Origin of the sequence: Duganella sp. Leaf61, from assembly GCF_001421905.1 — a bacterium.
Taxonomy (GTDB): Bacteria; Pseudomonadota; Gammaproteobacteria; order Burkholderiales; family Burkholderiaceae_D; genus Rugamonas; species Rugamonas zoogloeoides.
Map to the genome: position 1 here is coordinate 71103 of NZ_LMLM01000004.1, position 18737 is coordinate 89839.

Here is an 18737-nt window from a genome sequence, read left to right on the forward strand (position 1 = left end):
AACCCATGAGCACCGAATCCCTGCCGCTTGATCCGAGCCGGCTGCTGAACCACGTAAAGGAACGCCTTGGCGCCAAAAGCGACGCCGCCTTGTCGCGCGCGCTCAATGTGGCGCCGCCGGTCATCAGCAAGATCCGCCACAGCCGGCTGGCCATCGGCGACTCGCTGAAAATCCGCATCCTCGAAAAGATGGAAATCAGCATCCACGAGATCAATTACCTGATCGGGAAGGCTCCGGCGTGAGCGCGGCCGATCAGTTGAAAGTTGCTCCTCCAATGGGGGAAATGGCGATCATTGAGGAGATGCGCAAGCAAACCAGCATCCTGGCTCAGATACTTGATTGTGTTGTTGCTGCGGACAGCCGCGAAAGGGATCGCCTTGATGCTATGCGCCTAGAGGCGTCTCGGGTGCGCGCGCGGGAGGTGGTGATTCGAGATCTCGTATCAGCCTCGCGACCTCAACGTACTCCAGATAAACCGCCCTGACAAAGCTGCTGAACGGGTTCTCCAGATCCCATTTTTCTAAGCGTTCCGACCAGTCATCAGGGAATTGCTCTTCGAACTGGTTTGCCACGTCGTTGAGCTCTTTTAGATGCCGTTTGTTCGCCTCCTTTGCGACCCGTTCGGCGATCAAAAATTCGTTAATTTCCATGAGGGTTCCTTTTGCGTTGGTGTTGAAGTTGGGGAACGGAAATATTAGCGCATCTGGAAACCCTCACCCTCTCAAGTTGCTTTATTGATAAAGGAAGGCAGTCATGAATACCTACGCATACCTCATCCTCGCCATGATCGACAAGGCCGCTGCATGAGCGCTGTCGAGCAAAAGAAAGATCAGGCACCCCAGTCCGCACAGGACGAGACGCCGATTGAGCCGGGCCACGTGATGCCCCGGAAGCAGTACGAAGACCTGGTCCGCAAAGCGGCTGGCCAGAAATAGGAAAGGCCCGCGTGGAGGCGGGCCTTAGATACAACAACTTCAAGAGGTTTCAATGTTAGCACAATCGACTTCCGTACTTCCCGCAGCCATGCCGCACGCCGCGCGCATGCAACACACTGCGGCCATCTGGGATGCCATCGAGCAGACGCTGCGCGCGCGTTCGATCGCCACCACTCGCGAGATTGCCGACGCCGTCGGCCTGTCGCCATCCCAGGCACAAGCGCGTCTGATGGACCTGCGCGAAATGGGTGAGGTTCGCCACGCCGCGCTGCCGGGCCGCGCGGTGCGCGCCTGGTCGCTGGGCGCGGAAGAGTTCGCTGCGCGCGCCGAACGCATGGCACCGCTGGTCACGAAGGCACGCCAGCTGGGCACGTTCCAGCGCGACCCGCTGGTCGCTGCATTGTTTGGCGGCGCCACCGTCACATCGTCGCGGGTGGTGGCGTGACGCCCGTCACCGCGCCGGCGCTGCGCTACCACGGCGCGAAGTTCCGCCTGGCTGCTTGGGTGATGCAGTTCTTTCCCGAGCATACCTGCTACGTCGAATCGTTCGGCGGCGCCGCCGGCGTGCTGCTGCAGAAAGAGCGCGTCTATGCCGAGGTCTACAACGACCTCGATGGCAACGTCGTGAACTTCTTCCGCGTGCTGCGTGATCCGGTCGATCGCGAAAAGCTGCTGGCGGCCCTGGTGGCCACGCCGTATGCTCGCGAAGAATTCGAGGGAGCCTGGGGCGAAACCGACGACCCGATCGAGCTGGCGCGCCGGCTGTGCATTCGTGCGCAGATGGGCTTCGGCTCCGCCGGCGCCACAAAGGGGCATACCGGCTTCCGCATCGATACGAAGCGCGAGTACGGTACCGCGCAGCACTTGTGGGCCACGTACCCGGCCGCCGTTGCAGCCGCCGGCGAGCGCATGTGCGGCGTGCTGATCGAGAACCGCCCGGCGATCGACGTCATGAAACAGCACGACAGCGCCTCGACCTTGCATTTCGTCGATCCACCGTACGTCCATTCTACCCGCGTCATGACCGGCAACCGCCGCACCTACAAGCACGAGCTGGGCGACGACGATCACCAGCTGCTGCTCGACACGCTGCTCGAGCTAGACGGTTACGTGGTGCTGAGCGGCTACGGATCGCAGCTTTACAGCGACTCGTTGCCAGGCTGGGAATGCCACACCACCAAATCCCGCATTTCCGCCGGCCGAGGCAGCGCCATCCGCGACGAGATGGTATGGATCAACCCGGCTTGCGCTACAGCGCTTCAGCAGCAGGCCGCGCAGCAAAGGATGTTTGCATGAGCATTGCATTAATGACACTCGCTTGGAAGATGGAAATTTCCACAGCCCCGAAGATGGTGCTGCTGGCACTGTGCGATAACGCCAACGACCAGGGTGAGTGCTATCCATCGGTTTCCATGTTGGCGGAAAAGTGCAGCATGGCAGAACGCAGCGTGCAGAAGCACATTTCGGACATGGAAGCCGCCGGAATCATCAAGCGCGCATACCGCACCGGTCGCAGCACCGTTTACCAGATCAACCCCCGCAAACTGTGCACCCCCGCAAACTGTGCACCCCCGCAAACTGTGCACCCCACCCCCGCAACTGGTGCACCCCCACCCCCGCAAACTGTGCACCCCACCCCCGCAACTGGTGCACCCATAACCATCAAGGAACCATCAGTAGAACCATCAAGGAAACAAAAGCAGCGCGCCGAAGCCGCGCCGGCGTTCCAACCGATGCAGGCGTTGCTCGACCAGGGTGTCGCTGAGCAAACCGCGCTGGACTGGTTGGCCCTGCGCAAGGCGAAGCGGGCGACCGTCACGCAGACCGTGGTGGAAACGTTCTGCCGCGAGGCGAACAAGGCAGGCATGGCGCTCGGGGCCGTGCTGTCGCTGTGCTGCTCGCGTGGCTGGACCGGGTTCGAAGCCGAGTGGGTGCTGCGCGCAGCTGCACCTGCTCAAAGCGCCGCCCAACGCTTCGATCCCACCGCGCACGTCAACCGTAACCGCCCGAGGCAGCAATGACCGCTCCGCTTACCACCATCCACGGCGCCGCTGGCGCGCAGGCTGCTCCCAGCACCAGGCCGTACTCGCACTGGTTCGACGTCCACGAGGAACTCGGCATTTCGTTGATGGACCACCTGTGGAACCGCCTCGACGGCGCGTACCCGCAGAAGTGGCGCCAGAACTTCGCAAGCCAGCAGTCCATTGACAACTGGTGCGAGAGCTGGGTTGAGGCGTTTGAGGAGGAGGGCATCACCCCCGGCGACGTGCGCGTCGGCCTCAAGGAGTGCCGCCGCCGTTTCACCTGGCCGCCATCGTGCGCCGAGTTCATTCAGGCTTGCAAGCCGTTCAGTGACCCGGCAGCGGCGTACCACGAGGCCGTGGCGGGCCTCCTGGCGCGCGGAAAAGGTGAGCTGGGGGTGTGGTCGCACCCGGCTGTGTTTTGGGCTGCCAGCAGCCTCGCGCGCGATTTGACGGAACAGACCTTCGGCCAAGTGAAAGACCGCTGGGCAGCGGCGCTGCGCTTGCAACTGGCGCGAGCCACCTGGGAGGAGATCCCACCGCCGCGCGCGCAACTGCCAGCGCCGGGTAAGACCGCGATGTCGAAAGAGCGTGCCGAGCAGTTCGTGCGCGAGGCCGGCGCTGCTGGCGTGGGCGCAGGCAATGCTGTAGATGGAAAGAGGTGGGCGCGCCGCATCCTTGAGCGAGCGGAGAAGGGCGACAAGACGCTGCTCCAGTACCAGATCAACGTCGCGAAGGAGGCCTTGGGCCTGCGCGAACCCAGCACGAACGGCTTTTGACAAGGGGCAGGATTGAGCATCGACGTTTTCAGGGTGGGCCGCGTGTACCACTACCGGTTCCAGGTCCGTCCGTTTGGCCGCGTCCAGCGCAGCACCAGGCTCACCGACAAAAGCAAGGCCATCGCGGTCGCCGAGCGCGCCTACACCGAAGCCATCACGCGCGCGAACGGCGGCAACCCGATCCCCACGCTGGCCGCGCTCCTGGCTGATTGGCAGGCCGTGCGCGCCGCCCACTCCAGTGCTCACCACGTGCGCAGCGTTGAAACGTTCGGCCGGCTGCACATGCACGGCATGGCCCAGCTGCTGATCAGCGATATCGACACGTACACCGTCGAGCGCGCCCGTAGCATCCACCTGCAAACCCACAACCATGCGTCGGCCAACCACTGGCTGCGCATCCTCAAGCTGCTGGTGAACTGGGCCGTGCGCCGTGGCATCCTGGCGCGCCTGCCGTGGTCGGTGGCCATGCTGTCCGTGCAGAAGCGCCCGCGCACCATCCTTCCCCTGTCCGCCGCCCTGAGCTGGTTCGCTGCGGTGGATGCAGCATCCACGCGCGCGCCCAGCATCGGCGTGGCGGTGCGGCTGATGCTGTGGCTGGGCCTGCGCGAGTCCGAAGCCATCAGCGCGCGCTGGGAATGGATCGATTGGGAGCGTCACACCTACACTCCTGGCAAGACCAAGGGCAAGGAAGCCGACGCCCTGCGCATGTTCGACTACCTGACCGACCATCTCGCACCGCTGCGCCGCGCCGAGGGCCTGATCATCAGCCAGCCGGACGGCCAGCCATTCGGCCCAGGCTTTGCCCGCAGCGCCATCCGGGCAGCCAATGCCCAATGCGCCACCAAGGGGATCACGCCCCACCGCCTTCGCGGGACCATCGCCACGATGATGAGCGAAGCCGGCGCGCCGATGCAAACGATCCAGGCCTACCTGCGTCACAAGGACGTCAGAACCACCATGGCGTACCTCGAAAAGAACATGGATTTAATCATAACGGCTCAAGGAAAAATAGCCGAAAAAGTGGGTTTAACATGGCGAGAAAATGGCGAAGCAATCGAAAGTAAGCCTTATAGAGACTCAACCTCATGATTATTGAGGATCATCAGAAACACCCCAGCCGCGCACCGAGAAAGCGCTGGCAAAGACACAAGAACCAACCGCAAAACGAGGGATCAAAATGTTACAACGAGTGAAAAAACAACAAGCTCAAGCCGCCAAATGGGACCGCCCGGATCCGCTGGAGTACTGCCTCGCGCTGTGGAAGGACTGGATGAAGCAGGGCGGCTGCCGCAGCGCCGGCTCGCTGGTGATGGGCGGCTTAGTCGGCGACGCCGACGGGCACGGCCACGATCTGCACGAGGCGCAGCACAGCCACGATATGCAGGTGGGCGCGGCCACGGATGCGATGATCGACAGCCTAGAGCGCATCCATGTATGGGCCATCTACGCCAGTTGCAGCATTGCGACAGCTTGGCGTTTCCCCAATGCCGACTTGGCCGATACCGCTATGGCAGCTCGCGCGGAACTGCTGGTGAAGCTCAAAAAAAACGAGTGCACCCGGAATTTTTTCTGATATAGTGCGTGCACCGGGGGATACGCGCGCCCGGAAACAAGCCTGCCACCATTTCGGTCGCGGGCTTTTTTCATTTCTGGCACGGGTGCGACTCGGTATTTATGGCTTATTCATTCGCGGTAGCGCTTCCGTTAAATACTTTGGGGTAATTGTAATGTTACCAACTCTGAACACTCCGTCGGGGGTCATTTTAGTTCCCGGAAATTCGAAATTCACCAACCCTAAATCTCTGAGTTTGATGAGCGCTGGAGCGACTGTGACGAACAAGTAATCAGCTACTTCCACCCGCATGCTTTGGATCGAGCCGGAAAGAAAAAGTTCTTTCAGTGCAGGCTCAGCGTTGCAAGCGGTGTACACCGCCTCCCGTATCTTCCCGTAGTAAGAGTAGTTCTGAATAAACGCACTAACCTTTTGAATCAGTCCCGTGTAGTCAACATTGGGAGAAATTTTCGCGCCCAAGACTTTAGATAATTCGCTGAACATTATCCTTAAGTCGGTTTCGTTTGTGGCGTCGGCTGCCTGAAGCATCGACAGAGGAACTGGCAAACCAGATTTAGATAAACCCGAGTGACAGATAGGAACTACCGGGATACGCCGTATCCAAGACGCGCCCGCCTCGAAGTTGATCCATGGGCGTTTAACGGACTCTGGGCTGCACAATGAAATCTGAATTGCAGAGTCAGACAATGCCTGATCAATTTTGTCAAGCCACCTCCCACCGGCCGGAAGACTCTCTCCATCGGAAGAGACGAATGTGTCAAGCAGGCCTAAATAAGCGGATTTTATCTCCTCTGAAAAAATTCGTGCTAGTTCAGCTTCTTCAGTTATGTGGCTGATGAATACAAGCTTGTTACCACTCATGATGGTGACCTTATAGGTTGACAGGATTATATTAAGTTCATACAGGAAATGATAATAGCATAAACGTAATTTAAGACTGAATTTGCTGTCGGCGTCTGATCGGCAACGTAATCGAAACTCTAAGCTCAAGCTTGTGGTCCCTCAAAATTGGTTCGAATTTGTCAGGAGCTACGGCACCAGCGGCATGAGCGCCAGCACTACCGCTGCGCAGGTGCCTGACGCCGCAACCGCTTCATTTATTCACCGCCTGCTTGCGCAAGCCTGAGCGCCTGATTCTCAAGTTGTACCTTCGCCGCCTGCCGCATCACTGCGCTGGCCGCTTTTTTATTCAAACACCATCCTGAGGTTGTTATGGTAACCGGCTCCAATCAAGACGAAGAGCAGTTCACTCGCGAGGTTCCCGAGAGTGAAACGTTGATCGGGCTGGCCATGCTCCGGCCGGTCAAGGTTTTCCAGATCGAGCACATCGAACACGGCTCGATAATGTGTATTGCACATTTCGATTACAACGGCTGGCGCCATCTTTATCAGGACGGCGATGGCGCTCTTTCCAAGCACCTGTTTTTCTGGATCACGGCGTGCAAGACCGACGCTACTGCCGAAGAGCTGGCACTGAGCTACTTCCAAGGCCAATTTATTTTGTCGGACTGATCATGCGACACATAACAACGTTGACTGTCGGCACGGCCATCTGCTTGCTGAGCATTTTTGCTGCTCAGTGCTCGCCCGGCCACGAGTGGCATTGCGGTTGGTTGGGGGCCTGCATCTACGGGCTTGTCATGGAGATGTGGAGAGGACCTCGCTGATGGTCCGCCTGCAGACAATGAAGTCATGCCTGGCAACTATGCCAAACAAGCTGGCGACTATCACAGCGGGTAGCTGGCGCAGTGAGAAGAAGAGCAGCACCGCGCGCGGCTACAGCTACAAGTGGCAGCAGGCCCGCGCCGGCTACCTGCTGACCCATCCGTACTGCGCCTACTGCCTACGCGAGGCTGGCATCAGCTACGACCAGGATGCGGTCAAGATCGGCAGCCAATGTATGAAGGCTGGCCTTGGTTCGCCGTTCGCTACCGTGGTCGATCACCGCGTGCCGCATCGGGGCGACATGAAGCTGTTCTGGGATAAGTCGAATTGGCAGTCGTTGTGCGCAACGCACCACAGCCGCGACAAGCAGCGCGAAGAATCGAATGGTACGTGAGGTCGGCGCTGGCGCGTTCGTTGCGCCACGGGGCTGTGGATGGGAGGGGGAGGGGTCAAAGTCTGGCCGCCCCTCGGTCTAGACCGCATGGTACCTCACGCACAGAAAATTTCCCCCCTGGAGGTGGGGTGTTAATGGAATTAACAGGCAAGCACAGGGCTTTCGCCGACGCTGTCCTTGCCGGGAAGTCCAACAAGGATGCCGCAATCGCAGCGGGGTACAGCGAGAAGACAGCCGGGCCGGCCGGATCGAGGCTGGCGAAGCATCCTGCCGTGGCCGCGTTCATCGAGAAGTATTCAAAAAAGGATGCAGTACCACCGCCCCCGCCACCGGCTGAACCGGAGCGGCCGAAATTCGATATCGCTGCGGCGCTCACGTTTTCCGATCCGATGCTGTTTCTCAAGGCTGCCATGAACGACCCGGCAGCCGCGCCAAAACTGCGGGTCGAGGCAGCTAAGGCGCTGTTGCCTTTCGTGCACACGCGGAAAGGCGAGGGCGGTAAAAAAGAGCAACAACAAGCTGATGCGGAAAAAGCCGCGTCCCGATTCGCCCGGCCTGCGCCCCCAAAGCTGGCAGCAGCCGGCGGTAAGAAAGTGAACTGATGAAGTGGACGACAGCGTGCCCTGACTGGGGAAAGCGGCTGGTAGAGGGTAGAAGCATCATCCCGCCCCCGATTTTCCCCGACCAGGCCGAGGCGGCGCTGGCGATCTTCAAGCAACTGCGCGTAGTCGATCTGCCAGGAAAGCCGACCTTTGGCGAATGCAGTGAGCAGTGGGTCTTTGATTTCGTTGCCGCCATCTTCGGCGCGTATGACGCGGAGAGCGGCAACCAGCTGATCCGCGAGTTTTACCTGCTGATCAGCAAAAAGAACACGAAGTCGACGATTGCGGCGGCGATCATGCTGACCGCGTTGCTGATGTGTTGGCGGGAGGAAGAGGAGCACCTGATCCTGGCGCCCACGAAGGAGGTTGCCGACAACAGTTTCAAGCCGGCTGCCGCCATGGTGCGCGCCGACGATGAGCTGCTTGCGCTGCTTCACGTGCAGGACCATGTTCGCATCATCACTGATCGCACCACCCGTTCATCGCTCAAGGTGGTGGCGGCAGATACCGATACCGTCTCGGGCAAGAAGGCCGGACGTGTGCTGGTAGACGAGCACTGGCTGTTCGGCAAACGCGCCAATGCCAGCACGATGTTCCAGGAGGCCACTGGCGGCCAAGTGTCCCGGGACGAAGGCTGGGTAATCTACCTCACCACCCAAAGCGACGAACCGCCGGCGGGCGTATTTAAAGAAAAGTTGCAGCAGTACCGCAACATCCGCGACGGCCGCGTCGATGACCGCAAAAAGTTAGGTGTGTTGTATGAATTCCCCGATCACATGATCGAGTCGAAGGCATACCTCGACCCCGCGAACTTCTATGTGACGAATCCGAACATCGGGCGCTCGGTGAATGCGGAGTGGTTGGCCGACACCCTGCGGGACAACCAGGGGAAAACGGACGGCTCCTACCAGACGTTCCTGGCAAAACACCTGAATGTCGAGATCGGCCTGAACCTGCGGTCCGACCGTTGGGCCGGCGCGGACTTCTGGCTCGATGCCGGTGATGCCGCGCTGACACTGGACGCGCTGATGGTGCGCAGCGAGGTAGCCGTCATCGGTATCGACGGTGGCGGCCTGGACGACTTGCTGGGCTTGGCGGTCGTCGGGCGCGAACGCGAGACGGGCCGGTGGCTGCATTGGGGCCACGCCTGGGCGCACGAGATCGTGCTGAAACGCCGAGCCGAAATCGCCCCTCGGCTCCAGGATTTTAAGGCCGATGGTGATTTGACGCTGGTCGAGCGGCCAGGCCGCGACGTAACCGAAGTGGCCGCCATCGCAGTCAGGCTGCGGGATGCCGGCCTGCTGCCAGAAAAGCATGGCATCGGGGTCGATGGCGCCGGCATCGGTGCCGTGATCAAGGAATTGAGTGAGCACGAGTTCTCGACAGAAGCTGGCGGCGACATCATCGCGATCGGGCAGGGCTGGCGGCTGAACGGTGCAATCAAGGACACCGAGCGCCTGGTCGCTGGCGAACAGTTCGTTCATGGCGCCAGCGCGATGATGGCCTGGTGCGTCGGCAATGCTCGGGTCGAGCAAGGGCGCTCGGCGATCAGCATCAACAAACAGATATCGGGCACGGCCAAGATCGACCCGCTCATGGCGCTGTTTGATGCAGTGGTGCTGATGGGGCAAAACCCTGAAGCGCGGTCGGCCCCTGAAATTTTCGTATTGGACTTTTAATGACCGGAATCTTGATGAACCTGGAAGCCGGCCGGCACGAGTCCCGTGTACTGGGCTCGTGGATTGCTGGTCGGGAAGGTGCCGCTGAGCGTATCGGAGTGGCTGCCCTTGGTGAAAATTCCAGTTCATCGCTCACCATGGGTGAGCTTACCAACCTGCTCGGCGCAGCCCACCGCTCATCGTCGGGTTCCGCCGTGACAGCGGAAACCGGAATGAGGGTGTCGGCCGCCTACGGTTGCATGTCGCTGATCGCCGGCGCCATCGCCACTCTGCCGTTGGGCATCTTCGAGCGCAAGGGTAACGACCGCGACTCGGCCGATCATGAGTACTGGTGGATGCTCAATGAGCTGGCCAGCGATGGCTGGACGTCGGCCGCTGCCTGGGAGGCGATCATCTTGTCGAAGCTGTCGCATGGCGATGGTTTTGGCGAGTGGATTCGCCCGAGTTTTTACAGCAATCGAGTGATCGGTTGGAAGCCGCTGCCGCGTCACACCGTGTCCCCGTTCAAAGACGGCGACGTGGTGCGGTACCGGATCAGTCCGGGCGATAGGCCGGCCTACGTGCTTGACCGAGCGGACATCATTCATCTGCCGAGCCTCGGATTCGATGGGCTGACCAGCCCGAGTCCGCTGACATACGCGGCGCTTGAAGCGATCGGTACCGCGCTGGCTGCCCAGGAATATACGGGCCGCTTTCTCGCTGGCGGCGGCAATTTTGACTACGCGCTCAGGACCGCGTCGAAGCTGGATAAGCCGCAACTGGAGCAGCTCAAGGCTTCGCTGATCGCCCGCGCGCAGAACGGCGGGCGCGGCCCGCTGATCCTGTCGGGCGGCCTGGAGCCAGCCCAGTTGAGCGTGAATTCTAAGGATGCTGAAATCTTGGCCACGCGCCTGTTCACTGTGGAAGAAATTTGCCGCATCTTCGGCGTGCCGCCGACGATGGTCGGCCACGGCGGTGCGGTCTCGAACTGGGGCACTGGTGTGGCGCAGCAGGGTATGGGTTTCGTGCGCTATACCCTGCAGCGGCACCTGACCCCCATTCAGCAAGAGCTGAACAGCAAGCTCTGGCCGGTGCGTCAGCGCTTCTTTGTGGAATACGTTACGGCAGCACTTGAGCGAGGCGACCTGAAGGCGCGCTACGACGCCTACCGAACGGCGCTGGGCCGCGCAGGTGAGATGCCGTTTATGGACACGGATGAAGTCCGGCGGCTGGAAAACATGCCCCCGAATGCAAAACTTAAAATGAATGGAGGCAAGAGTGCCGAACAGCCTGACCCAGCTCCTGGTGAGCAACAAGACGCGTCCTGACCGCTTGCCGCAATCGCGGATTGTCGCCGAGGGCGGCGAGACCACGATCTACATTTACGACTCCATCGTGGCCGACGAGGAAACGGCTTACTGGTGGGGTGGTGTTTCCGCTGAGGCGCTGGTACCGCAAATCCGCGAGATCAAGGCAGGCACGGTGCATCTGCGCATCAACAGCCCCGGCGGCGACGTGTTCGCCGCGCAGACCATCTGTCAGGCTATCCGCGACACCGGCGCCCGCGTGATCGCTCACATCGACGGTTACGCCGCCAGCGCGGCCACGGTCATCGCGACGGCTGCCGACGAGGTCGAGATCTCCGAGGGCGGCTTCTACATGATCCACAACGCCTGGACCTGGGCGATGGGCAACGCTGCCGACCTGACGGCGACCGTGACGCTGTTGTCGAAGATCGACAGCACCCTGGCCAAGCAGTACGCCGCCAAGAGCGGCATGTCGGTAGACGACATCAAGTCTGCGATGGATGCGGAGACCTGGTACACCGCTGATGAAGCGGTCGATGCCGGCCTGGTCGATCGCATCGCCGTGGGCAAGAAGGCCGAGGCGAGCTGGAACATGAGCGCCTATGCCAAGGCGCCAAAGATTTCGGCCAAGGCTCCTCGCATCGAGGATGTCGCGACCGACGAACACCGTGCACGCCAGAAGCAGCGCATCGGCATGCTGGCCCGCATTACCAATAGCTGACGCTCTCGCGCCACTACCCAAACCGCCTCCGGGCGGTTTTTTTTCGCCCATCCCGGCCGCGAGAGCGGACCACCACGAAAGGAAATTCATGTCGAAGCTCGCCCAACTGCGCGCCCAGCGCGACGCCGTCGCCAAAAAAGCGCACGACCTCAATAACAAGTATCCCGCTGACCAGCGCATGCCGGCCGCCGAGGCGCAGCAGCTCGACGCCATCCTCGCCGAGGTTGAGGGCATCGATGCCGAAATCGCGCGTGAGCAGCGCCTGGCTCAGCTGGCCGGCGACAACCCCGAAACCCAGCACCAGATCGCGCTGGCCGCTGCCACTCGCCCGGGTGGTGCGCAGACCGACGAAGGTGCGGCCCTGCGCGCCATGCTGACCGGCGGCCTGATGGCCCTGACGCAAGAGCAGCGCTCGGCCATGGCTGCGCGCGTCAATCCGGACATTCGTGCCGCCATGTCCACCACGACCGGCGCCGAGGGCGGCTACACCGTGGCTACCGAATTCAACAAGACGCTGTTCCAGGCGATGAAGGCGGCCTATGCGGTGCGCAGCGTTGCCAGCAACATTCAGACCGCGACCGGTGCGCAGATGCAGTTTACGACCACCGACTCGACGAGCGAAGAAGGCGAGATCGTGGGCCAGAATCAGCCGGTTACCACCGGTGAAACCGTCTTCGGTCAAGCATCGATGGATGTCTACAAGTACTCCTCGAAGGCGATCGCGCTGCCGTTCGAGTTGATCCAGGACTCGATGTTCGGCATCGAGACTTACATCTCGAACCTGCTGCAGCTGCGCATCGGCCGCATCCACAACCGCCACCATACCGTGGGTACCAGCATCAACCAGCCGCGCGGCATCGTGAGCGCAGCGACCGCCGGCAAGGTTGGCGCCACCGGCCAGACCGTCACCGTCACCTACGACGACCTGGTTGATCTGGAGCACTCGGTGGATCCGTACTACCGCGCTGCTGGTAAGTGGATGATGCACGACGACACGCTCAAGGTGCTTCGCAAGCTGAAAGACGGCAATGGCCGTCCGATCTTCGTGCCCGGTTACGAGCAGGGCAACCCCGGCGGTGCACCGGACCGCCTGATGGGTCGCGAGATCGTCATCAACCAGCACATGCCGGTGATGGGCGCCAACGCCAAGTCGATTTTGTTCGGTGACTTCTCGAAATACCTGATCCGCGACGTGATGGACACGACGCTGTTCCGCATGACCGACAGCGCCTTCACCTTGAAGGGGCAGGTTGGCTTCGTTGCGTTCGCACGCTCCGGCGCCAACATGATCGATATCGGTGGCGCCATCAAGTACTACCAGAACTCGGCGACCTAAACCCAGGCGGCGGCTGCGGCCGCCGTCGTGACCACTCATAGTGAGAACGATATGGCAAAAATTATCAAAAACGATGATCAGGGCGGCGATCAAGCCGAAAGGGCAGGTCAGGTCGTTGCTGGCCGCGTGCTGGTGCATTGTTACCTGGGCGAGCCGGACGATGTAGTGGAGCTCGACGCCGAGCTGGCGCCGTCGTTGGCCGATCTGGTCGATACCACCCCCGCTGCAGTCGAATACGCCCTGTCCCTGAAAGCCTGACCATGACCATCCGCCTGCTGTGTGCTTATTCGATCTATCCTGTAAATGCCATCGTCACGCTTGATACTGGGACCGAGGCTGGCCTGGTGGCTGCCAAGAGGGCATCGACGAACACCGCCGGCGGGACCGTCTACGTCCCACCCGTTCAGCCGAACCAGATCCGTGCCGCGAACTTAGTCATCGACCCGGCCGGTAACGTGCTGGGATTGGCTGGCCCCAACAACTCGATCATCGCAATTGGCGGCTCGACGGCTACCAAGCCGGGGCAGCCTGCCAGGCCCGTATTGACGGCGATGGCCGGCGCCGTGAGCCTGGCCTGGACGCCAGGCGCTGCCGGCAGCACCGCGACCACCAGCAACATCTGGACCGACGTCAACGGTAAAGTGACGCAACTGACCACGAATCCGCAGATCATCACTGCTCCCGCCGGCACGCCGTACACCGGCACCGTGACTACGCTGAACGCACAGGGCGCAGGGCCAGCTTCGGTGCAGGCGGATACAGTGACGCCAACGGCCGCCCCGGCCACGCTGCGCACGTTTGAAACATTCGATGTCAACGGCAACAACACCAACACGTTCAACCGCGTAGCGGTAGCCGAACTGGGGCGCACCAGCCTGATCATCCGCAGTCCCGCCGGCAACACGGCACAGATCGCGCTGGGTTACCGTGATGCGGACAACCTGAACAATCCCAATCCCGATTTCAGCGCGCCCATTCTCATCAACCCTGGCGAGGAGATGTTTAGCGACAATGACCAGCTGCAATACTTCGCACGCCAGAACGCTGCTACCGCAGTGTCCGGCCAATATGTGGAAATCGAGAAAGTGATTACGTTATGACCCGCTCCGTCCGCGCAGCTACCGCTCGCGCCAATCTTCCGTACACGATGACCGGTGTCGAATACATCGCACCGGGCGCAGCCGTGATTGGCATCTCCAAAAACGGTGCACGATTCTACGGCTCGACGGGCAACATTCTCAAAATGTGCCTCGACTTGGCCACGGCTGCTACGCCTACGTGGACCAACGTTCACGACTTCACTGCGGAGGGCGGAGCCAACCACACGGTAGGCGGCATTCACGAGATGTTCAACGGCGAAGTGTTGGTTCCATGCACCAACGGCAGCGGCTTCTCGGCACTCTACGTTTCGTCGGGCTGGGCCGCAAACCCTGCCACGGCCACGTGGACGAAGGTGCTGACTGCCACCAACGGCGTGTTCAGCCCTCAATATTCGCTCAGCGACTTCTGCTCCGGCACCAACGGCGTCGTGTACCTGATCGACTCCAACTCAGCGCAAACGCTGGGCGGCGAGGCAAATGCGGCCACCGACGCAACGCGCGGCGGTTTCGGTATGCTCTCCACCGATTTCGGCAAGACCTGGACCAAGGTCTTCGACCTGGTGGCGTATGCTACCTCTCGGGGCTTTCCATATGCGGCCGGTCTGCACACCCACGGTAGCTGCTACGACGAGGTAGATGACCGCATCTACCAGATCTACGGCGACAATACGGGGCAGGGAAAAGACGTGGCGGGTCTTGGCTATGCACAGGTCGTGTACAGCGATGACCGTGGCGCTACTTGGAACCGCCTACCCAACCCGTCAAAATTCGACACGAGCGCGCCCGGTTCGGCAACGACCATCCAGTACATCGGCGTGGCGCCTCTGGAGACCTGCGTGCTGTTCAGTCCTGACGTCAACCAGCCCGCCGCTGCTGTGATGTACCCGCGCGCCGGGTACCGGCAACTGGGCGTAGCGCACATCAGCACAACGATCTATTACGGCGGTGTGAATGGCTACATGCAACGTACTGGCGTCGGCATCGACAAGCCGGTGTTCGTAGGCGGCACCGTTGTGCAGACTCAAACCGGCAGCCGCAAGGTCCAGATCCCAATGCTCCACCCAGGGCAATCTGCGTGGTCGCGCCTGGACTACGATATCCCGGTGCAGTCCCCCAACATTACCGGCTACGGATTTGGCCGCGTGTTCGGCCCGTTCGCCAACGGCCGGATCGTGGCGACCTGCCGGCATAGCGTCGGCGGCTCCGGCAACACGCTGATGCGGGCAACGCTGGTCAACCCGACGTAAGGAGATCGGATGCCTCTCATCATCGAAACCGGCGCCGGCCTGCCGGAAGTTGACATCCATGCCATCGTGGCGGTGTGGCCATGACTATGGTCCGCACCATCGCCCCCACCGTGCTGGCCGTGGACCTGGCGCTGATCAAGAAAAACATGGTCATCGACGGCGACTACATGGACGATATTGTCAAAGGGTGGGCGCGTGGCGTGATCGCGCAGCTGGAGCACGATATCGGGCAATGCTTGATGGAGCAAACATGGCGTGTGGCGCTGCCTGCATTCACCAAGACGGTCCAATTGCCCCACCCAGTTATCGGCGTCAACTCGGTAAAATACATCGATGCCGACGGCATAGAGAAGACCATGGATAACAATGAGTATCGGTTGGAGGTTGAAGCCTACAGGTCCATCCTGCGGCCAGCGCGCGGCGCTAGCTGGCCGGCCACCTACGTTGATCCATCCGCCGATCCAGAGGATCTGCCATCGGCAGTGTTTGTTGAGGTGAAGTGCGGCTACGGCACGACCCCGGATGCGACGCCGGAAACCGCCCAGCTATTTATTCTCGCAAAGCTCGTCGAGCAGTTCGATCCAATAACCCGGCTCGAACGCAACACCGTTCAATCCGACTACCTTAATGGGCTGGTCGATGATCTCAGGACCTACGCATGAGCCTCGCTGCCCGATTAAGCCGTAATCGAATCACGCTGCAGGTGCTCGCGGCTGGGCAGGATGGGGCTGGCCAGCCAATCGAGACGTGGGCAAACTTCGTCACTGATACGCCTGACGGCACGGTCGGCGCCGAACTCCGCGACGTCTCCGGCCGCGAATTCGTGGCCGCTGGCGCCACGCAGAATGAGGTGCTTACCACGATCACTATCCGTTACCGCGCCGGCGTGCTGCCGAAGATGCGCGTGTTGCATGGCGCGGATGTATATGGCATTGAGGCGGTGCTCGGGCAGGACCGTCGGACTTTGGCGCTGATGTGCTCGAGAGGCATGGCGTGAGCTTCAGCATCGATCTGTCCCAGTTCACCGGTCTACGGGAGGCTGTGAGCAAATTTGGCGACGCCATCAAGGACGAGGTGGCTATTGAGGGCGCCGCCAGTATGGCGCTGGTAATTTATGAAGACGCGCGCTCCAACGTGCCGGTATCCATCAAGCCCCATTATTTTTACGGCCGGAATTCGAAAAGAACGGGCGTCCGATACCTCATCCAGCCTGGCACGTTGAAGGCAGCGATTTACCGGGTGTTCTCGCCTGAGCGATCGACCCCCACGTACAAGCTGTATCGCATCAGTTGGAACCACACCAAGGCGCCGCACGGTGCAATGGTGGAATTCGGCACCTCCCGCGCACCAGCCCATCCGTTCATGCAGCCAGCACTCGCGCGGATGGATGACGCGATTACTGCTGGCAACGCCCGGATGGCGGCGAAGCTGGCGCAAATTAAAGGAAGGTCATGAAGGTTGATGTGCAAATTAAATCCGTCCTTGCATCCTTGGTGGGCGACCGGGTTTATCCGGATGTAGCTCCGGAGGGCACCCTGCGTCCATACCTCACTTATCAGCAGACAGGCGGGGATGCGCTGAACTATTTGGAAGGCGGGATTCCCGGAAAGCGTAATGCGCGTATCCAGGTCAATGCATGGGCCGATACCCGGCTCGCGGCGTCCGAATTGAGTGAGCAGGCGGAGGATGCCCTTCGGCTGGCTGCGAGCTTGCAGGCTAAAGTACTTGGCGCCCGGGTGTCGATCTACGAAGAGGACACTAAGCTGCGTGGAGCACGCCAGGCCTTCTCGGTCTGGTACTGATTTAGGGATCCACCCGAATACCTGGCCAGCCTAATCCGCTGGCCTTTTTTACGCCCGCATGGGCTCACAACATCGGTCCAGAGCGACCGGAAAGGAATCACCATGGCAGTCTCCCTCCCCAACGGCGCCAAACTGGCGCTCGCAGTTACCTACGGCGCAGCGATCGCCGTCACCGCTGCTTCGAATGCTGCGCCGGCTGTGCTGTCCGCTGCAGCGCATGGCCTCGTCAATGGCGACTACGTGGAAGTCAGTTCCAACTGGGGCAAGCTGAATAACCGCGTATTCCGCGTGACCACGTCGGCTGCAGGCACTTTCGAACTGGAAAGCACGGACACCACCGATCTGAAATTGTTCCCCGCCGGGCGCGCCAATATCAGTGTGCGCAAGATCGCAACGAAAGAGCAGATCACCCAGGTGATCTCCAGCACCAGTTCGGGCGGCGAAATGGCCTTTGCCGAGGTCAGCTTCCTGGAAGAAAGCGATAGCTTCCAGCTGCCAACCCAGGCTAGCGCGCAGTCGATCGCCTTGTCGCTCGCCGACGATCCCTCGCTGCCCGGCTACAAGGCCGTCAAGGCTGCTGCGGATGCCCGCGCAATCCGTGCGCTGATCTGCACGCTTCCGACCGGCTCGGAGATCATCTACAACGCCTACGTGTCGCTGAACGAAACCCCGACGCTGACCAAAAACGAAGTCATGGCCGTGACCGCCACCTTCAGCCTGCGTGCGCCGCCGGTCCGCTACTCCGCCTGATCAAGGCATAGCCCGCGTTATCCAGCCCGCACCTCGCGGGCTTTTTTATGCCCGCTCGGTCGCACCTTGTCGGGTTTTTTTCTCTACCCTGAAAGTACAAAATGGCAAAGCCAAAATTCAACCTGAACCCGAGCCCAACCTTCAAAGCAAAAGTGGCGATTCCTGTCGCTGGCGGTAAGTCGGCCGACATCGAGTTCACCTTCAAGCATCGAAGCAAGGATGCTCTGAAAGATTTCATCGACGAAATGAAGGAAAAGGAAGATTTGGAGCTGCTCCAGGATCTGGTCACTGGCTGGGACATCGATGACCCATTCGATGCCGAATCCCTGGAAAAGCTGGTTCAAAACTACCCCGGCTCGGCGCTGGCCATCTACCAGGCCTATATGGTCGAAATGTCGGGCGCCCGCGCAAAAAACTGATCGCCGTCGCCACGCGAATGTACGAGCGCGCTCCAGACGAAAAGGAGCTGGCGGCGTTTGGCATGACCATCGAGGACGTGGCGGCGGAGCCGGTCGATATCTGGCCCGAGCATGTACAAGCTTTCGAGCTGTTCAATTTCATGGGCACCCAGTGGCGCACCGGAATGTCCGGGCCCACTGGCCTCGATTACGGCGTCATGTACCAGAAGATGGGGCGCATGAATCTGTCAGCCGAGGAATACGACCAGCTTGAGGCGGATGTGATGGTGATGGAGCGGACCGCTCTGGCCTGCATCCACGAAAAAAAATAGACAACACCTGTCCGTTGATAGTCCGCCACCCATGAGGTGGCATTTTTATTTGGGTAACCCATGTCCGAAACTCTTGGCAGCGCAACTATCGAGGTAGGCGTTAATTCGGCCGGCGTC

Annotated in this window: 26 protein-coding genes; 24 read left to right on the forward strand and 2 right to left on the reverse strand. The window is 60.7% G+C overall.

Going from position 1 to position 18737, the window contains the following annotated elements:
* The first annotated feature begins 5 nt into the window (after positions 1–5).
* Positions 6–242, forward strand: a complete 237-nt coding sequence (locus tag ASF04_RS06780; RefSeq protein WP_156368553.1) for a hypothetical protein — start codon at positions 6–8, stop codon at positions 240–242.
* A 141-nt stretch (positions 243–383) separates the two neighbouring features.
* Here the strand turns inward: ASF04_RS06780 and ASF04_RS06785 are convergent, their stop codons facing one another.
* Complete coding sequence (locus ASF04_RS06785; protein ID WP_056139310.1) at positions 384–650, reverse strand: hypothetical protein; 267 nt, start codon at positions 648–650, stop codon at positions 384–386.
* Between the two features lie 337 nt (positions 651–987).
* Here ASF04_RS06785 and ASF04_RS06790 point away from each other — a divergent pair, with 337 nt between their 5' ends.
* The 6 genes from ASF04_RS06790 (at position 988) to ASF04_RS06815 (ending at position 5308) form a co-directional block, all read left to right on the forward strand.
* Positions 988–1380: a FaeA/PapI family transcriptional regulator gene (locus ASF04_RS06790; protein ID WP_082488596.1), complete on the forward strand. Its 393-nt coding sequence runs from the start codon at positions 988–990 to the stop codon at positions 1378–1380.
* On the forward strand, positions 1377–2231 hold the full coding sequence (locus tag ASF04_RS06795) for a DNA adenine methylase (protein WP_056139315.1): 855 nt from the start codon (positions 1377–1379) through the stop codon (positions 2229–2231). The genes ASF04_RS06790 and ASF04_RS06795 overlap by 4 nt, the downstream gene beginning before the upstream one ends.
* Positions 2228–2956 carry a helix-turn-helix domain-containing protein gene (locus tag ASF04_RS26570; RefSeq protein ID WP_162241421.1) on the forward strand — a complete coding sequence of 243 codons (729 nt, stop codon included), beginning with the start codon at positions 2228–2230 and terminating at the stop codon, positions 2954–2956. The genes ASF04_RS06795 and ASF04_RS26570 overlap by 4 nt, the downstream gene beginning before the upstream one ends.
* Positions 2953–3735, forward strand: coding sequence for a replication protein P (locus ASF04_RS06805; protein WP_056139318.1), 783 nt, complete (start codon positions 2953–2955; stop codon positions 3733–3735). Before ASF04_RS26570 ends, ASF04_RS06805 begins: the two co-directional genes overlap by 4 nt.
* A 12-nt stretch (positions 3736–3747) precedes the next feature.
* Positions 3748–4824, forward strand: coding sequence for a site-specific integrase (locus ASF04_RS06810; RefSeq protein ID WP_156368554.1), 1077 nt, complete (start codon positions 3748–3750; stop codon positions 4822–4824).
* Between the two features lie 88 nt (positions 4825–4912).
* A complete protein-coding gene (locus tag ASF04_RS06815) occupies positions 4913–5308 on the forward strand; it encodes a hypothetical protein (protein WP_156368555.1) in 396 nt (131 codons plus the stop codon).
* A gap of 99 nt (positions 5309–5407) precedes the next feature.
* Here the strand turns inward: ASF04_RS06815 and ASF04_RS26575 are convergent, their stop codons facing one another.
* Positions 5408–6169, reverse strand: a complete 762-nt coding sequence (locus tag ASF04_RS26575; RefSeq protein WP_082488598.1) for a toll/interleukin-1 receptor domain-containing protein — start codon at positions 6167–6169, stop codon at positions 5408–5410.
* 351 nt (positions 6170–6520) lie between these two features.
* Here ASF04_RS26575 and ASF04_RS06825 point away from each other — a divergent pair, with 351 nt between their 5' ends.
* The 17 genes from ASF04_RS06825 to ASF04_RS06905 all read left to right on the forward strand — a co-directional run bounded on the left by ASF04_RS06825 (position 6521) and on the right by ASF04_RS06905 (position 18620).
* Positions 6521–6820 (forward strand): hypothetical protein, encoded by a 300-nt coding sequence (locus ASF04_RS06825; RefSeq protein WP_056139326.1) that lies wholly within the window; start codon positions 6521–6523, stop codon positions 6818–6820.
* 154 nt (positions 6821–6974) lie between these two features.
* A complete protein-coding gene (locus tag ASF04_RS06830) occupies positions 6975–7367 on the forward strand; it encodes an HNH endonuclease signature motif containing protein (protein WP_056139328.1) in 393 nt (130 codons plus the stop codon).
* A 134-nt stretch (positions 7368–7501) separates the two neighbouring features.
* Positions 7502–7969, forward strand: coding sequence for a terminase small subunit (locus ASF04_RS06835; RefSeq protein WP_056139330.1), 468 nt, complete (start codon positions 7502–7504; stop codon positions 7967–7969).
* Positions 7969–9648, forward strand: coding sequence for a terminase large subunit (locus ASF04_RS06840; RefSeq protein WP_056139332.1), 1680 nt, complete (start codon positions 7969–7971; stop codon positions 9646–9648). The genes ASF04_RS06835 and ASF04_RS06840 overlap by 1 nt, the downstream gene beginning before the upstream one ends.
* 14 nt (positions 9649–9662) lie before the next feature.
* Positions 9663–10955 (forward strand): phage portal protein, encoded by a 1293-nt coding sequence (locus ASF04_RS06845; RefSeq protein ID WP_156368556.1) that lies wholly within the window; start codon positions 9663–9665, stop codon positions 10953–10955.
* Positions 10933–11655, forward strand: coding sequence for a head maturation protease, ClpP-related (locus ASF04_RS06850; protein ID WP_162241422.1), 723 nt, complete (start codon positions 10933–10935; stop codon positions 11653–11655). The genes ASF04_RS06845 and ASF04_RS06850 overlap by 23 nt, the downstream gene beginning before the upstream one ends.
* A gap of 88 nt (positions 11656–11743) precedes the next feature.
* The gene (locus ASF04_RS06855) at positions 11744–12991 is read left to right on the forward strand and encodes a phage major capsid protein (RefSeq protein ID WP_056139338.1); all 1248 of its coding nucleotides are present in this window, start codon (positions 11744–11746) and stop codon (positions 12989–12991) included.
* Positions 12992–13042: 51 nt separating this feature from the next.
* Positions 13043–13249, forward strand: coding sequence for a hypothetical protein (locus tag ASF04_RS06860; RefSeq protein WP_056139340.1), 207 nt, complete (start codon positions 13043–13045; stop codon positions 13247–13249).
* 2 nt (positions 13250–13251) lie between these two features.
* On the forward strand, positions 13252–14091 hold the full coding sequence (locus tag ASF04_RS06865) for a hypothetical protein (protein ID WP_056139342.1): 840 nt from the start codon (positions 13252–13254) through the stop codon (positions 14089–14091).
* Positions 14088–15338: a sialidase family protein gene (locus tag ASF04_RS06870; protein WP_156368557.1), complete on the forward strand. Its 1251-nt coding sequence runs from the start codon at positions 14088–14090 to the stop codon at positions 15336–15338. The genes ASF04_RS06865 and ASF04_RS06870 overlap by 4 nt, the downstream gene beginning before the upstream one ends.
* A gap of 80 nt (positions 15339–15418) precedes the next feature.
* Positions 15419–16000 carry a hypothetical protein gene (locus tag ASF04_RS06875; protein ID WP_056139347.1) on the forward strand — a complete coding sequence of 194 codons (582 nt, stop codon included), beginning with the start codon at positions 15419–15421 and terminating at the stop codon, positions 15998–16000.
* Entirely contained in the window at positions 15997–16335 is a 339-nt protein-coding gene (locus ASF04_RS06880) for a phage head closure protein (RefSeq protein WP_056139349.1), read from the forward strand. The genes ASF04_RS06875 and ASF04_RS06880 overlap by 4 nt, the downstream gene beginning before the upstream one ends.
* Positions 16332–16793, forward strand: coding sequence for an HK97-gp10 family putative phage morphogenesis protein (locus tag ASF04_RS06885; RefSeq protein WP_162241423.1), 462 nt, complete (start codon positions 16332–16334; stop codon positions 16791–16793). The genes ASF04_RS06880 and ASF04_RS06885 overlap by 4 nt, the downstream gene beginning before the upstream one ends.
* Positions 16790–17140: a DUF3168 domain-containing protein gene (locus ASF04_RS06890; protein ID WP_056139353.1), complete on the forward strand. Its 351-nt coding sequence runs from the start codon at positions 16790–16792 to the stop codon at positions 17138–17140. Before ASF04_RS06885 ends, ASF04_RS06890 begins: the two co-directional genes overlap by 4 nt.
* Positions 17141–17242: 102 nt before the next feature.
* Positions 17243–17890, forward strand: coding sequence for a phage tail protein (locus ASF04_RS06895; protein WP_056139355.1), 648 nt, complete (start codon positions 17243–17245; stop codon positions 17888–17890).
* Between the two features lie 101 nt (positions 17891–17991).
* The gene (locus tag ASF04_RS06900; protein ID WP_056139357.1) at positions 17992–18309 is read left to right on the forward strand and encodes a phage tail assembly chaperone; all 318 of its coding nucleotides are present in this window, start codon (positions 17992–17994) and stop codon (positions 18307–18309) included.
* 62 nt (positions 18310–18371) lie between these two features.
* Positions 18372–18620, forward strand: coding sequence for a DUF1799 domain-containing protein (locus tag ASF04_RS06905; RefSeq protein WP_056139406.1), 249 nt, complete (start codon positions 18372–18374; stop codon positions 18618–18620).
* Positions 18621–18737: the final 117 nt, after the last annotated feature.